The 13,346-nt window shown below is 60.5% G+C and carries 14 protein-coding genes; 11 read left to right on the top strand and 3 right to left on the bottom strand.

The window, feature by feature from the left end; genetic code table 11:
• Window positions 1–72 precede the first annotated feature (72 nt).
• The 7 genes from AC1RM7_RS23270 to AC1RM7_RS23240 all read left to right on the top strand — a co-directional run bounded on the left by AC1RM7_RS23270 (window position 73) and on the right by AC1RM7_RS23240 (window position 8,706).
• Window positions 73–810: an ETC complex I subunit gene (locus tag AC1RM7_RS23270; RefSeq protein ID WP_393986266.1), complete on the top strand. Its 738-nt coding sequence runs from the start codon at window positions 73–75 to the stop codon at window positions 808–810.
• A gap of 9 nt (window positions 811–819) precedes the next feature.
• Window positions 820–1,128 (top strand): DNA-directed RNA polymerase subunit omega, encoded by a 309-nt coding sequence (locus tag AC1RM7_RS23265; RefSeq protein ID WP_393986265.1) that lies wholly within the window; start codon window positions 820–822, stop codon window positions 1,126–1,128.
• Window positions 1,129–1,211: 83 nt separating this feature from the next.
• Window positions 1,212–1,577 carry an SPW repeat protein gene (locus tag AC1RM7_RS23260; protein ID WP_281807041.1) on the top strand — a complete coding sequence of 122 codons (366 nt, stop codon included), beginning with the start codon at window positions 1,212–1,214 and terminating at the stop codon, window positions 1,575–1,577.
• Window positions 1,578–1,684: 107 nt separating this feature from the next.
• On the top strand, window positions 1,685–3,067 hold the full coding sequence (locus AC1RM7_RS23255; RefSeq protein WP_393986264.1) for a DegQ family serine endoprotease: 1,383 nt from the start codon (window positions 1,685–1,687) through the stop codon (window positions 3,065–3,067).
• 14 nt (window positions 3,068–3,081) lie between these two features.
• Window positions 3,082–4,935, top strand: a complete 1,854-nt coding sequence (ftsH, locus tag AC1RM7_RS23250) for an ATP-dependent zinc metalloprotease FtsH (RefSeq protein WP_393986263.1) — start codon at window positions 3,082–3,084, stop codon at window positions 4,933–4,935.
• A gap of 675 nt (window positions 4,936–5,610) precedes the next feature.
• Window positions 5,611–6,729, top strand: a complete 1,119-nt coding sequence (locus AC1RM7_RS23245) for a two-component system sensor histidine kinase NtrB (protein ID WP_393986262.1) — start codon at window positions 5,611–5,613, stop codon at window positions 6,727–6,729.
• 192 nt (window positions 6,730–6,921) lie between these two features.
• A complete protein-coding gene (locus AC1RM7_RS23240; protein ID WP_393986261.1) occupies window positions 6,922–8,706 on the top strand; it encodes a cation:proton antiporter domain-containing protein in 1,785 nt (594 codons plus the stop codon).
• A gap of 31 nt (window positions 8,707–8,737) precedes the next feature.
• On the opposite strand, the gene AC1RM7_RS23235 is transcribed toward AC1RM7_RS23240, so the two are convergent.
• From AC1RM7_RS23235 to AC1RM7_RS23225, 3 genes are all read right to left on the bottom strand, one after another.
• A complete protein-coding gene (locus tag AC1RM7_RS23235) occupies window positions 8,738–9,382 on the bottom strand; it encodes a helix-turn-helix domain-containing protein (RefSeq protein WP_393986260.1) in 645 nt (214 codons plus the stop codon).
• A gap of 226 nt (window positions 9,383–9,608) precedes the next feature.
• Complete coding sequence (locus AC1RM7_RS23230; protein ID WP_393986259.1) at window positions 9,609–10,700, bottom strand: LuxR C-terminal-related transcriptional regulator; 1,092 nt, start codon at window positions 10,698–10,700, stop codon at window positions 9,609–9,611.
• Between the two features lie 378 nt (window positions 10,701–11,078).
• On the bottom strand, window positions 11,079–11,204 hold the full coding sequence (locus AC1RM7_RS23225) for a hypothetical protein (RefSeq protein ID WP_281807057.1): 126 nt from the start codon (window positions 11,202–11,204) through the stop codon (window positions 11,079–11,081).
• 294 nt (window positions 11,205–11,498) lie between these two features.
• On the opposite strand from AC1RM7_RS23225, the gene AC1RM7_RS23220 reads away from it, so the two are divergent.
• From AC1RM7_RS23220 to AC1RM7_RS23205, 4 genes are read left to right on the top strand one after another with little or no spacing between them, the layout of a single operon-like run.
• Window positions 11,499–11,939: an Hsp20/alpha crystallin family protein gene (locus AC1RM7_RS23220; protein ID WP_281807059.1), complete on the top strand. Its 441-nt coding sequence runs from the start codon at window positions 11,499–11,501 to the stop codon at window positions 11,937–11,939.
• A 12-nt stretch (window positions 11,940–11,951) separates the two neighbouring features.
• Window positions 11,952–12,335: an Hsp20/alpha crystallin family protein gene (locus AC1RM7_RS23215; protein WP_137901562.1), complete on the top strand. Its 384-nt coding sequence runs from the start codon at window positions 11,952–11,954 to the stop codon at window positions 12,333–12,335.
• A 7-nt stretch (window positions 12,336–12,342) separates the two neighbouring features.
• Entirely contained in the window at window positions 12,343–13,017 is a 675-nt protein-coding gene (locus tag AC1RM7_RS23210; protein ID WP_393986258.1) for an Hsp20/alpha crystallin family protein, read from the top strand.
• Window positions 12,986–13,291, top strand: a complete 306-nt coding sequence (locus AC1RM7_RS23205) for an aromatic-ring hydroxylase C-terminal domain-containing protein (RefSeq protein ID WP_393986257.1) — start codon at window positions 12,986–12,988, stop codon at window positions 13,289–13,291. Before AC1RM7_RS23210 ends, AC1RM7_RS23205 begins: the two co-directional genes overlap by 32 nt.
• Window positions 13,292–13,346 lie beyond the last annotated feature (55 nt).

Genomic DNA, 13,346 nt, shown 5'->3' with positions numbered 1-13,346 from the left:
CGTATATCGCGTCGGTGGCGGGCCAGCGGGCCGCCACCGACGAGATCCTTCGCCAAATTGGGAGGGATAGCAATGACGGAGAATATCAGACACACCTTGAATACTGGATCGGTTGCACCGACGCGGTCACAGTTCTCTAACGACAACCGCGCGTCGCCACTATCGATGGGGCGCTCGTTGTTCCCCGAAGACGCGGTCGCGCACATCTACAAGCCGTCCCGCTCGGTGATGACGTCGGGTACGGCTCGCACGAAGGGCTGGAAGCTCCGCTTCGAGCCGCGGAGCGCGCCTTTCATCGAGCCCCTCATGGGCTGGACGGGCAGTGAGGATACACTGACTCAGGTCGAGCTCAGCTTTCCGACTCTGAAATCAGCGGTTCATTACGCGGAGCGGCAAGGCTTGTCCTATGTCATCGAGAGAGGGCGGCAGGCCCCCCGGCATACGAGCACACCAGGGGCGCACATAAGCCATCCCTTCTCCGACGCGACGCTGGCGAAGCTTGGGTTATCGCACCTGCAGCGAAAGTACGGACAGGCTATGGAGGACGCCGCGAATCGGAACGATCCTGCGGGTCCGGAAACATGGGCATCGCCGATGGATGTCTTGGCGGACGCGGCGCTGTCGCTAGAGGCCAAACGATCGATTCTAATGAACTGGGCTTACACCGAGTACTTGATCGATCTGGCGACGAACGAGGGCATGCCCGAGAACAATCGCCCGACGCGACTTGATGAGGTCGAACAGGCGTTGCTTTCGCTCGAATGTCGCGTCGCTGCGGACGATGCCCGCTCGACACGAAAGGTCGCGTGAGGTGCGACCATGGACCCATTCGTCGTCTTCGATTGCGAGAAGGTCCTGCGGAATTGCTTCGCGCTGACGGTCGTCGCGGCAGCGCGGAGCAGGGCGCTCAAGACGGGGAGCGCCCCTCGGCTCAAGCGGCCCACCACCGACATCGTCGACCTCGCCCTGCAAGAGATCGCCGCCGGCGTCTTCACGAGGGACGAGCTTGACCCGTGCCAGCTTGACCGCGACGCCGCGCGGTCGCTGCCGTCGCCGGCCCGCCACCAGCTCCCTGGCCGCGCGGTGGGTGCCACTGCAGCGGTCTCTGGAAGCCAGAACTTTCATTGATGATCGTCATCGCGGGAGCACTTTTCGGTGGGGCAATTAACGATCTGCGGATGATGGATCCAACCAACAAGGAGGATTAACCAATGGTGAAATCGTTGTCGTCAAACGGCCGGCGGGCCCTCGATGTCGTTAGTCTCGTTGCCGGTCTCGGTCTTCTGCTGTCGCCCTGGTATCTCGGCTTCACCTCTGACGCCTATGCCGCCTGGAATGCCTGGATCATCGGCGCAGCAATCTCGGTAATCGCGGTTGTAGCCCTTCTTGCGTTCCACGAGGCCGAGGAGTGGATCAACGGGGTGGCTGGCCTGTGGGCACTCGTTGCGCCATGGGCCCTCGGGTTCTCGGCCCTAACGGGCGCCATGTGGGCCCACGTAATCGCCGGCGTCGTGGTGGCCTTGGCTTCGGGCGCCTGCATTTGGTTTGCCCACAACCGTATTTGGTCCGCTGTATGACGAATTGCCAAGCTCGGCCCGGTTCATTCCGGGCCGAGCTTCAGGCGTCCCGTCTGACCGCAAGCGGAAAGGACGAAACCGGTCGTAGAGCTATCATGGGGGTATTCATGAGCAAGAGAGTCACAGTCGTACATCGTTCGATCATTGTTCTCTGCACGATCTTCGTAGCCGCGGTGGGCATTCCTCCTAGCGCCTTTGGACAGGTCGTTCCCGGATTGGCAGGGCAACTTCCTACGCTCGCGCCGTTGCTAGAGCGCGTTACCCCGGCGGTGGTCAATATCTCCGTCATCTCGGAAACGCCGACCGCCTCCAACCCACTCTACAACGATCCATTCTTTCGACGGTACTTTGACCTTCCGGATCAGCCGCCGGCCCAGCAGCGCATGAGCGCAGGGTCGGGCGTGATCGTGGACGCCAGCAAGGGTTATGTCATCACCAATCACCACGTGGTGGATAATGCTGGCCAAATCACGGTGACGCTCAAGGATGGCCGCCGACTCCGTGCAGAGCTTGTCGGATCCGATCAGGCCACGGACATTGCCCTTCTCAAGGTGGAGAGCCGTAACCTCGTATCCTTGGAGATAGCCGACTCCGATCGTCTCAAAGTCGGCGATTACGTTGTCGCCATTGGTAATCCATTTGGCCTCGGTCAGACGGTGACGTCCGGGATCGTCAGCGCCCTTGGGCGCAGTGGGATTAACAATGAGGGCTATGAGGATTTCATCCAGACGGACGCTTCGATCAATCCGGGAAATTCGGGAGGTGCGCTAATTACGCTTGACGGCAAGCTCGGCGGAATCAACACAGCAATCCTGAGTCCCGCCGGTGGCAACGTTGGCATAGGTTTCGCCGTGCCAAGCAACATGGCGCTGGCTGTGATGAACCAGCTGATCGACCATGGCGAGGTCCGTCGAGGTAGGATAGGCATCGGCATCCAGGATGTAACCCCCGATCTCGCGGAGGCGCTTGGCCTAGGGGACCTGCGCGGAGCGGTGATCAGCAATATTGAGGCGGGGTCGCCGGCCGAACATGCCGGTTTGAAGGTCGGGGATGTCGTGACCGCTCTAGACGGCCGTGCTCTTCACAGCTCCACAGACTTGCGTAACCGGATCGGCCTCACACCAGCCGGCTCGAACGTCAGGCTGTCGGTCGTGCGAAATGACGGTAGGCACGACATCAGTGTGCGGATCGAAGGAGCGCAGCGGGCCTCGTCGCAATTGACGGGAACGCCTTTTGATGGGGCAAGCTTGCGAAACGCCTCCGCCGAGGAGGCGCGGGAGGTTGGCGCAGGAGGGGTTGTCGTGGAGAGCGTCGCTCCGGGAAGCCGGGCCGCGCGCGCTGGTCTGATGCGCGGAGACATGATTTTGGCGATCAATCGCACGCCGGTGACATCGATCAATGATGTCCGTCGCTGGACCGCCGATCGGAAGAGCACCCTCGCCGTTGAACTTGTACGCAACGGCGCGCGTATGCTTCTGATCATCAGGTAATCGGAGCACACTGAATGGAGATGGACAGGAAGACCCAGTTCAATATTTGGTACTGGATCGGCGCGTTCTTTTTACTGATGGCGTTTCAGTACCTTTACGCGACCGCCACTCAAATTGCTCAAATTCCCTACAGTCAATTCGAGACTTATGTTCGTGATGGCAGGATCGCAGAGGTGGCAGTATCGGACCGGTTTATCCAAGGGCGTTTCAAGGAGCCCGTCGAGGGCCGGTCCTTCTTCATCACGACGCGCGTCGAGCCCGACCTTGCCCGCGAGCTTCAGCAGCACGGTACCGTCGTCAGCGGCCAGATCGAGAGCACGTTCCTGCGAGACCTCCTGTCCTGGGTTGTCCCGGTCGTAATCTTCCTTGGCATCTGGATGTTCATGCTCAAACGGGTGGGTGGCGGCATCGGCGGTGGGCTGATGCAGATCGGCAAGTCCAGAGCAAAAATCTATGTCGAGAAGGACACCGGCGTCACCTTCGAGGACGTCGCCGGCGTCGATGAGGCCAAAGATGAACTCAAGGAGATCATCGACTTCCTAAGAGATCCCCGCGGGTACGGCCGGCTTGGCGGACGCATGCCGAAGGGCGTGCTGCTTGTCGGTCCGCCTGGAACGGGTAAAACGCTGCTCGCTAAGGCGGTGGCCGGCGAGGCCGGCGTGCCCTTCTTCTCCATCTCAGGTTCTGAGTTCGTCGAGATGTTCGTAGGCGTAGGCGCAGCGCGGGTTCGCGATCTGTTCGAGCAGGCGCGTGCCAAGGCGCCTGCGATCATCTTTATCGATGAACTCGACGCGCTCGGCCGCGCGCGGGGCCTCGGACCTCTTGTGGGTGGCCACGACGAGAAAGAACAGACGCTTAACCAGTTGCTGGTCGAGCTCGACGGTTTCGACTCCTCGACTGGTCTCGTTCTTTTAGCAGCGACGAACCGCCCGGAAATCCTTGACCCAGCCCTGCTGCGCGCCGGCCGCTTCGACCGTCAGGTCTTGGTCGACCGGCCCGACAAGGCCGGCCGTATCCAGATCCTGAACGTGCACCTGAAGAAAGCCAAGCTCGCGTCCGACGTTGACGCGGATAAGATCGCCGCACTCTCGCCCGGTTTCACCGGAGCCGATCTGGCCAACCTCGTAAATGAGGCGACGCTGCTTGCAACCCGGCGCAAAGCCGATGCAGTGAGCATGGAAGACTTCAACAACGCCGTCGAACGCATTGTTGCAGGGTTGGAGAAGCGCAACCGGCTGCTCAACCCGAGAGAACGCGAGATCGTCGCCTATCATGAGACAGGCCACGCGCTGGTCGCCATGGCGCTGCCTGGGGTCGATCCGGTGCACAAGGTCTCAATAATCCCACGTGGGGTGGGCGCCCTTGGGTACACGATACAGCGCCCGACCGAGGATCGCTTCTTGATGACCCGCGAAGAGTTGGAGAACAAGATGGCGGTTCTGCTTGGCGGAAGGGCTGCCGAGCACATCATCTACGGCCACCTTTCAACGGGCGCCGCCGACGATCTAGCTAAGGTCACTGATATCGCGCGCGCCATCGTCACGCGATATGGCATGACCGAAAGGCTCGGCCACGTGGCCCTTGAAAGGGACCGCCGTTCATTTATTGGAACCGATCAGCCCTACTACGGACCGGAGGAACGCTCCTACTCTGAGAAGACGGCCGCCGAAATTGACGAAGAGGTGAAGCGCATCGTGGAAGAAGCCTTCGCAAGGACCGTCAGCCTGTTGCAGCAGCGACGCGAGTCATTGGACCGGGTGGCCCGGACGTTGCTCGAAAAAGAGACTCTCGAAGAAAGCGAACTCACCGAGCTAGCGGGACAGACGTCCCCTAGAGAAGGCACTCAAGTACGCACAGTTGGATGCTAAGCGGCGGTCGCACGCGAAAAGTGAGAAGGACCGCGCAGCGAGGGCGGCAAGATCATGCGTGACGGAGGTTGCGTCATAGGGTCGGTTCGGTACCTTGCCATTCCGGCTATTTAACGGCCGTCATTTCTACTTGGTTCCCCCCGTCGAAGAGACGCGGACGCTTTCGCGATGCGTCGACGCCCGCCCGCAGGGGGCAAGGTGGGCCGCAAGGGACACCTGACGAGGCAAGCCACGGCGTGAGCACCTATGCGAGGGATTGCGACGCTTCATGCGCGGAGAGCGATTTCTGATGGCTGGTCACCCGGGAGATGGTCCCACGCCACGTGTTCTTCGGTTGTTCATAGCCGACCGAACCCCGGGTGGGCGAAGGGCGCTGATCAGTCGAAATCGCCTCGCAGCTGCGCTCGACGAGCACAAGTGCCGCATCGAAGTCATCGACGTTCTAACGAGCCCAGAAGCGGCGGAGAGTGCTGGGGGTTCTCGCAACCCCGACGCTTTCGGATGACTCAGCAACACCGCCTCGTCGAATTATTGGTGACTTCAGTAACGTCGACCAGATCATCGCGTTCTTTGGGTGCCCAAGAAAGGAAAAACACCGATGACATCCCGCTCGCGTGATGGAGAGACCGTCGGCGACGCCGCGGGTGGCGTGTTCGATCACGCTGCTCATTCAATATGACGAACAATCTCACGCCCACCGGATCGGCAGGCGAACGCCTGGAGATCGATGACGGCGACAGCCACTTTGGCCTCGCGCCCTCCTCGTTTCGTCTGCTCGTGGAGAACACGGCTGACGGAATACTGCTCGTCGATCCCGACGGAGCCGTGCTCTATGCCAATGCGGCAGCGGCCAGGATTTTCGGCCGACGCAGGCGCGATCTTCTTGACGTGTCGCTCGGCCGTCCCATCGTTGAAGGAGAAGCGACCGAGATCACAGTTAGGCGCCCCAACCTGAGTCCGGCTGCGGTGGAGTTCAGAGTTGTGGAGGTGGAATGGAATGGCGAGCATGCCCTGCTCGCCAATCTGAGGGACGTGTCCTTGCAACGCGCCAATGAACAAAGACTGCGCGAACTTCAAAAACTGGAGGCTCTCGGTAAACTTGCGGCTGGCATAGCTCACGACTTCAGGAGCCTGATCATGGTCGTCCAGGCTGGACTTCGGCTGATCGGCTCAAAGATACGAGAGGGCGGCCCACCTGAAGATGTGGCGATGCTCATTCAAGAGATTATGCAGCGCACGCACAACGCCGAGGCGTTCACCGGGCAGATGCTGACGTTCTCGCGAAAGCAAGTCCTCTCACCAAAGCTCGTCGACATCAACGAGCGAATCTTGTCGATCGCATCGATCCTCGGACCAACCCTCGGCAGGGGGATATCAATTCGGACGGAGCTGGACGACAATGTCGGAACCCTAGAAATTGACTCAGACCAGCTCGACGTCGCCTTGCTTAATCTTGCTGTTAACGCGCGAGATGCGATGGACGGACGCGGCACGCTCTCGATTGCAACTGGCGTTGTGGCCGGCGGAGCCGCCAGCAGTTTACATCTGATCCGCATCACCATCACGGATACAGGCGTTGGCATGGACGCCCAAACTAAGGCGAGGGCCTTCGAGCCGTTCTTTACAACGAAGGGCGACGGAAAGGGCACGGGGCTCGGACTCAGCCAAGTGTACGGGTTTGTCGTGCAATCCGGCGGGCAGGTCCGCATTGACAGTGAGCCCGGGGCTGGCACCCGCGTCAATTTGCTCCTGCCGAGGAACCCGCCAGACCCTGACCCGCCTGCGGGCGAGTGAGAGGGAATGGTTGATGGCGCCGGCACCCGCCAAATATCGTGACTCACGAGGGCTGAGATCAATGAGGAAGCCGCGAGCGGGCGATAACGCTGTCGATCGTCAGTGCAAGTCTCGTGCGAGAATGCTTATCTTTTTCGTTGCCAACCGACCCCGACCGGAACCATGCCGCAGCACCAAACAGAACTTATCACAATGCTGGCGCTCGGAGTCGTGCTTGCCTTCGGCTTCGGACTGGCCGCGCGATTCTTGCGCCTGCCGGCTCTGATCGGCTATTTGCTTGCCGGAATCGCGATTGGTCCGAATACGCCCGGCATTGTGGGCAATGTCGAGTTGGCGCGCCAGATGTCGGAACTGGGCGTCATCCTGCTGATGTTCGGCGTGGGGCTGCATTTCTCCCTCAACGATCTTCTCGTCGTGCGTCGGATCGCTGTGCCAGGCGCGATGATCCAGATCTTGACCGCAACTCTCATTGGAACCCTCGTATCGAGGGCATGGGGCTGGAATTGGAGTGCGGGCCTGGTGTTTGGCCTTGCCCTTTCAGTGGCAAGCACGGTGGTTCTGCTGCGTGCGCTGGATGAAGTAAGTCTGCTGGACTCCCCCAATGGCAGGATCGCCGTCGGTTGGCTGGTCGTCGAGGACATCGCCATGGTGTTGGCCTTGGTAGTGCTCCCCTCGTTCGCGGCACCGGTCGGCGCGGACGCCCCGGCGGCGCCTATCGGCGCCGGGACGGCAGGTGTTGGGCTCGCGCTTGGACTCACGCTGATCAAGGTCAGCGCCTTCGTTGCGGTCGTGTTGGTCTTCGGGCGGCGTGCCGTGCCGTGGCTGCTCAGGCAGGCAGCGCGCTCAGGATCGAGGGAACTCTTTACGCTGGCGGTGCTGGCGATAGCACTGGGCATCGCTTACGGGTCGGCGGCGCTGTTCGGCGTCTCCTTTGCACTTGGCGCATTCTTTGCGGGGGTGGTGCTCAGCGAGTCCGAGCTCAGTCACCGGGCCGCTACCGAGTCGCTGCCGCTTCAGGATGCGTTCGCGGTGCTATTCTTTGTTTCGGTCGGGATGCTCTTTGACCCCTCAATCCTTGTGAATGATACGCTGTCGGTGATCGCAGTCGTCCTAGTGATTGTGCTTGGCAAGGCTCTTACCGCTACGGGGATCGTGCTCGCACTCGGCTATCCAATGTCGACCGCTTTGGTCGTATCCGCGGCGTTAGCCCAGATTGGGGAATTTTCTTTTATTCTCGCCGATTTCGGGGTGTCCCTGGGGCTTATGCCGATGGAGGGCCGTGATCTGATCCTCGCCGGAGCGTTGCTCTCGATCACTCTCAATCCATTTGCGTTTGCGGCTGCTAAGCTCATGGCGCCTTTGCTAACCGCATCCACGCCGGGAGGTGGCGAGGGTCGTCACTTCGATCCCTTGTTGGGTCTGCATGTGGAAGATCGTCCCACGGCGCAGGCGGACCACGTTGTTGTCGTGGGGGCCGGCCGAGTCGGACGCACGATCGTCGCGGCGCTGCGCAAGGCAGGAACTCCGTATGTTATAATTGAGCGAGATCGGCGACGTGCCGAAAAGGCTCGTAAGGAGGGCGCAGCGGTGAAGCACGGCGATGCTGCGGCCCCGGGCGTCCTTGAGGATGCGGGTGCGGAGCGTGCGCGACTTATCGTCATTGCCGTTCCAGATGGCTACGAAGCGCGGCGCGTGCTCGAGCGCGCTCGTGAGATAGATGCGCTCGCCGAAGTTCTCGTGCGCGCTCACGGCGATGCTGACCGCACGTATCTTCAAGAACGCGGTGCGACCCGGGCAATCTCAGCCGAATACAACGTAGGCCCGGCAATGGCAGAGGCAACCCTCAGCGGCTTGGGCGTCGCGCCGGCGGCAACCTCAACTACCGTCGACCAACTGCAGGAGGCGGAAAGCTCAAATGTTGAAGACTCCGGTACGGATATGCACGGCGCCCCTGAGCTGCGTCCTCATCCAGAATAGAGAAGAGAGGTCCTGTGCTTGAGTTCGCTCCCTAAGGCCGAATGATCGTGACGTTTCGGGGACCTTCCAGAGAAATTGCGCCGCGCTCGCGGAGATCCGTAAACGCTCGACAGACTGTCTCGGTCGAGAGCCCGAGCAGATCGGCGATGTCGTAGCGTGTAATGGGCAGAGCTAGATCGCTTTCGCCAGATCGGCCGATCCTATCTCTAAAATGGACCAGGAAAGCTCGCACCCGTTCCGGAGCCGACATTGTGCTCACTACGAAAGTCTGCTGCTCCAGCCTCTCAATTGCCGCGAAGGTTCCCAGTCGGATGAGCTTGGCAGTCGCCGGATCAGAGTCCGCGAGAGCCTCAATTGCCGATCGCGGATAACAGGCAACTATTGTTCCCTCCACTATTGCTTGCACCGAGGACGTGTGCGAGTCGGATGACGAGAATCCAAAGAAGTCACCTGGGAGGTGAATGTCCGCAATTTGCCGTCGTCCATCGCTGCGGATACGGTATTTGCGTGTCGCTCCAGAAACGATGCGATACCACCAGTCACAGCGATGGTGGTGTTCGAAGATGTCCTGATCGCGCTGGAACGTCCTGAGGATGGCGATAGAGTTTAGGTCTCTCGGACTCTTGTTGATCCGTGGCTCGCAGTCCGAGCCGTCAAACCGCGTTGAACGTTCCATCGACACCCCTTCACAACGGCACCGTCCAAGCAATTGGACGACCGTGGTGACGATAGAAAAACGTGCGGGTAAGGAGCTATTTGTGGATTCACCTTATGGGAATTCTCGTAAAGGGAAATGGCCCGCTCAGAGAGTGGACGAGGTGGCGCGTCGTTACTGGGCGGGAGTCACATCTTTCCTTGCACGACCCGTTTGTCAGCGCTTAGATGTGAAGCATCACTTGGCACTACTCCTTTAAGCCAGCGAGGACCGCGATTTTAATCGCCTCGGCGACGGTTTTCACTCCTAGCCGCCGCAACATGCGCGAACGATGAACTTCAACGGTTCGGATACTTATGCCGAGTTCGTGGGCAATCTCCTTGTGTGCCTGACCGTCCGCGAGCCGGACGAGCACCTGCCGCTCACGCTCGCTTAGCGTTTGCACACGAGCTGCCGCCACGTCGCGCTCGTCGGTGACCTCAGAGGATCCTCCCTCCTTTGAATCGGTCAACGTCTTTGACGTTCTCGCAACCTCCTTCCCGAGGACGCCAATCGCGACCGGTCCAGCCGGAGGAAGATCGAGGCGATAGAAATCGAACAGGAAAGGTCGGGTATCCTTCGACTTGGTATGGAGCAGCCGTAGCACTCCAGTCCAACGCCCGTCGGAGAGAATCCGATGCCAAACGCCATAACGCAGCTGATCGCGGTCTCCGAGCGCCAGAAAATCGGCAATATGAAGTTCGGACGCCTCACGCAAATCAGCCAAGCCGACGTGTTCAAGGCCAGCGTGGTTCACGAAGAGCGGCCGGCCCTGAAGATTCACGATGCCGATGAAGTCGGACGAAGCGGCGATGAGCCTTGCGAGATATGCGTTCGGAGCAGTTTCTTCGCGCCGTCGCAATTCCAACATGGCTTGGCTTGCCGCCATGCGCTGAAGGAGTGTTTCCACCTCAGTTGGGAAATCGGGCCGGTCCGACGCAACTATCACGGTCGCCTCGCCGTGATTGCCGATTGGCGTCGCGTGAACAGTCACCTTGTTGCCGCTGACTGGGCTGACGATCTTTCCCCCGTCCGTGATGGCTGCCAACAGGGAGTTGCGGACAGTCGGAACGAATGGCGGCGGAAGACGTCCGTTGGGCCCATACACAAGCTCAACCACGACTTGCAGCGTCGCTATCGACATATATACAAAGTCGGCGTTGAGGGTCTTCACAAGGACCGAGGCCAGGCTTTCGACGACTGCGTCCTCCTCTAAGTCCTTCCAGTCCGCTTGCAGAGCGGATAGGCGAAAGAGGTCGTCGAGCGCGCGGACCAGCTTTTGATTTTCCTCCACAGGCATTCGCGTCTCCGCCGATCAGGGGTCTGACAGATCCTGCGGATCGGCTCTTGCCTGCTACAATCAGGATCGGTTTTCGGCTACAGTTGGGTTCGTGTCCGCCGAGTGCAACTAGCCATATCAGATGCAGCAGGCAGTTGTCAGGCTCGCTCCACGGACTAAATTTGCAGCGGCGGCTAGGGCCTGTCCAGACGGAGCGGCGAGAAGTGTGAACCCGAAAGTGAGACCATGAGGTTGGACACAAACGTGACTGCGAAGAAGCGACCCAGATATACCCTCCTCGATGATCCCGGGTCAGCTGCCGGGAACGAGATCATCGTCACTATTTTTGACTGGCAAGGGAAGGCCCCCATCCGGGCCACCCTCGGATGGATGGCGCATTCACGAGAAGGCGCGCACGTTGGCCCGGACGAGAGCGAGGAGGTCGATGTAGGCCTTGCACTCGCTCAGGCGCAGCGCCTGCTTCAGCGTTACGGTTTCCGTAGGATCGTGATCGTGCTTGAGCACGAAGACCTATGGGATCCCGCGTGGGGCGATCTTGTCCGCCGCTAACGCCGGGCTAGCGACAATTGGGGCCGGACCGGGAACCTCGAGAGTCAAGCACCGGCGCGGCCCTGTTTGCACCCTGGGACAATTACCCCTTTCGGTCAAACCTTGAGCGGCAACCCCGTCTAGGCCGATGTGCGGTCCCCCTTTGGTAATGCCCCGCGCAGCCAAATCGCGAAATAACTGACGGTCATCAGTGCCAATCTGGCGGAGAGTCGCCACGATCCCTTCAACGTCAGTAAAGGGAGTTGGCAAATGCTCGCCTATCCAGGAAATGCGGGGCGCACGTTCGATCCATTCCGGCAGATGCGACTCATGCAACAAGATGTGAATCGCGTGATGAACAACCTGCGAGCCCCCACAACGTCTGAATTTCCCCCGATCAACATTTGGACCGGCCCCGACGGCGCCGTGATCACTGCGGAGATTCCTGGCGTCGCTGCCGATGACCTCGACATCGCAGTCCACCAGAACACAGTAACCCTTCGTGGCAAACGAGCCTCCGACCCGGTCACCGAAGGCGCCGTTGTTCATCGCCAAGAGCGCGTTGCGGGTTCCTTTGCCCGCAGCCTTGTCCTTCCGTTCCGCGTAGATGGGGAGAAGGCCGCCGCAGCGTTCCGGAACGGGCTGCTTCGGCTCGAGCTCCCTCGCCCCGACGCTGATCGGCCTCGCAAAATCGCAATAAGCCGGACTTGAAGGAGACCCGTCATGGCCGCTCAGGACACCAGTGTAGGCGAGGCCGCCGAATCCACACGAGATGCGCCGGTCTTCGTCCCTCCAGCAGATATAATCGAGGATCAGTCCAGCCTGTTGATGGTTTTGGACCTCCCCGGCGCCGATCCCGAAAGCCTCGATGTGACGCTCGACAAGCGGCTCTTGCGGATCGCGGCGCGCTCGGTGCCGAGCCGCCCCGAAGGCTACACACTGCAGCACGCCGAGTATTGGGATGGCAATTACGAGCGGAGTTTTGTCATCTCAGAGCCAGTCGACGTGGCGAAAATCGAAGCGATTTTCAAAGACGGCGTTCTGCGGCTGACGCTGCCAAAGGCGACGCCGGCGCCGGCTGCCAAGATTTCCGTCAAGGCGGCGTGAGGCGACGATGAAAATCACCGACCTCATTCCTTGGAGCGGCTCCGGGCGGCACGTGGGTCCGCAAACGGGACCGGTGGACCCGCTTCGTGCGCTGCGGCAGGACATTGACCGCGCATTTGAGCAATTCTGGAGGATGCTTCCATCCCCATTTCCGGAGTTCGCACCCTCCGCACCTGATGCCGTCCGGCTGGATGTCAGCGATAGCGACAAGGCGATAACGGTCACCGCCGAATTGCCTGGCCTCTCTGAGGATGACATCGAGCTTTCGATCAGTGAGGGCTCTCTGACGATCCGCGGCGAAAGGAGTACCGTCCGAAAAACTGAAGACGGAGGGCTCATCGTTCGCGAGCGAGCATACGGCTCCTTCCAACGCACCCTGCAGCTTCCAGACGGTGTCGATGCCGATGCGGCAAGCGCGACATTCAAGAACGGGATATTGACCATCGAGGTCCCGAAAAGGTTGAGTCAATCCCCAGAATTCAACGCATCCCTGTGCAGGCGGGTTAATATCGCCGCTCCAAGCCCCACCCGCCTTGCCTGCCCGCCATCCTCCCCCGGGGTGGCGGGCAACTTTGTGACCGCACCAGCTCATCATTGGCCGGCGGCGATCCCGGTGAAATTCCGGATTCCGCTCCTGCCTGGTTTGCCGGATGAAGATCGACATCGACGACATTGGAAATGACCGGCCGGATCGTGCCGCCAATAGCGGAGGTGTCATGCCAACATGTGCCATTGGCACCGATAACGACGGAACCGTTACCTGCGCCACGGAGCGACCAGCGAGGCGGCGCATCAACTACATTTCGGGCGACGCCGAGAACCGGCTGGGATTGCGCGCCATCCTCATCCGTCCCGATGGTATGGTTGCCTCGGCGATTGAGAGCGCCGCAGACGATCAAGGCGTTCGCCAGGCGGCCGAGCGCTGGTTCGGTGAGCCTGACAGACCGCCTAGCTAAGTCGTGCTGCGCGGCATGGCGAAGATGCGATCGAGTTCAACCAGATCTGCCGGGC

The sequence above is a fragment of the Afipia sp. GW822-FHT03D08 genome (assembly GCF_058801645.1).
This window is presented reverse-complemented; position numbering and strand designations above follow the sequence as displayed.

What these genes read in the sequence shown, in the direction of transcription:
- AC1RM7_RS23270 (WP_393986266.1), top strand. Translation starts at nt 73, where the DNA reads ATGACGGAGAATATCAGACACACCTTGAATACTGGATCGGTTGCACCG.
- AC1RM7_RS23265 (WP_393986265.1), top strand. Translation starts at nt 820, where the DNA reads ATGGACCCATTCGTCGTCTTCGATTGCGAGAAGGTCCTGCGGAATTGC.
- AC1RM7_RS23260 (WP_281807041.1), top strand. Translation starts at nt 1,212, where the DNA reads ATGGTGAAATCGTTGTCGTCAAACGGCCGGCGGGCCCTCGATGTCGTT.
- AC1RM7_RS23255 (WP_393986264.1), top strand. Translation starts at nt 1,685, where the DNA reads ATGAGCAAGAGAGTCACAGTCGTACATCGTTCGATCATTGTTCTCTGC.
- ftsH (WP_393986263.1), top strand. Translation starts at nt 3,082, where the DNA reads ATGGAGATGGACAGGAAGACCCAGTTCAATATTTGGTACTGGATCGGC.
- AC1RM7_RS23245 (WP_393986262.1), top strand. Translation starts at nt 5,611, where the DNA reads ATGACGAACAATCTCACGCCCACCGGATCGGCAGGCGAACGCCTGGAG.
- AC1RM7_RS23240 (WP_393986261.1), top strand. Translation starts at nt 6,922, where the DNA reads ATGCTGGCGCTCGGAGTCGTGCTTGCCTTCGGCTTCGGACTGGCCGCG.
- AC1RM7_RS23235 (WP_393986260.1), bottom strand. Translation starts at nt 9,382, where the DNA reads ATGGAACGTTCAACGCGGTTTGACGGCTCGGACTGCGAGCCACGGATC.
- AC1RM7_RS23230 (WP_393986259.1), bottom strand. Translation starts at nt 10,700, where the DNA reads ATGCCTGTGGAGGAAAATCAAAAGCTGGTCCGCGCGCTCGACGACCTC.
- AC1RM7_RS23220 (WP_281807059.1), top strand. Translation starts at nt 11,499, where the DNA reads ATGCTCGCCTATCCAGGAAATGCGGGGCGCACGTTCGATCCATTCCGG.
- AC1RM7_RS23215 (WP_137901562.1), top strand. Translation starts at nt 11,952, where the DNA reads ATGGCCGCTCAGGACACCAGTGTAGGCGAGGCCGCCGAATCCACACGA.
- AC1RM7_RS23210 (WP_393986258.1), top strand. Translation starts at nt 12,343, where the DNA reads ATGAAAATCACCGACCTCATTCCTTGGAGCGGCTCCGGGCGGCACGTG.
- AC1RM7_RS23205 (WP_393986257.1), top strand. Translation starts at nt 12,986, where the DNA reads ATGAAGATCGACATCGACGACATTGGAAATGACCGGCCGGATCGTGCC.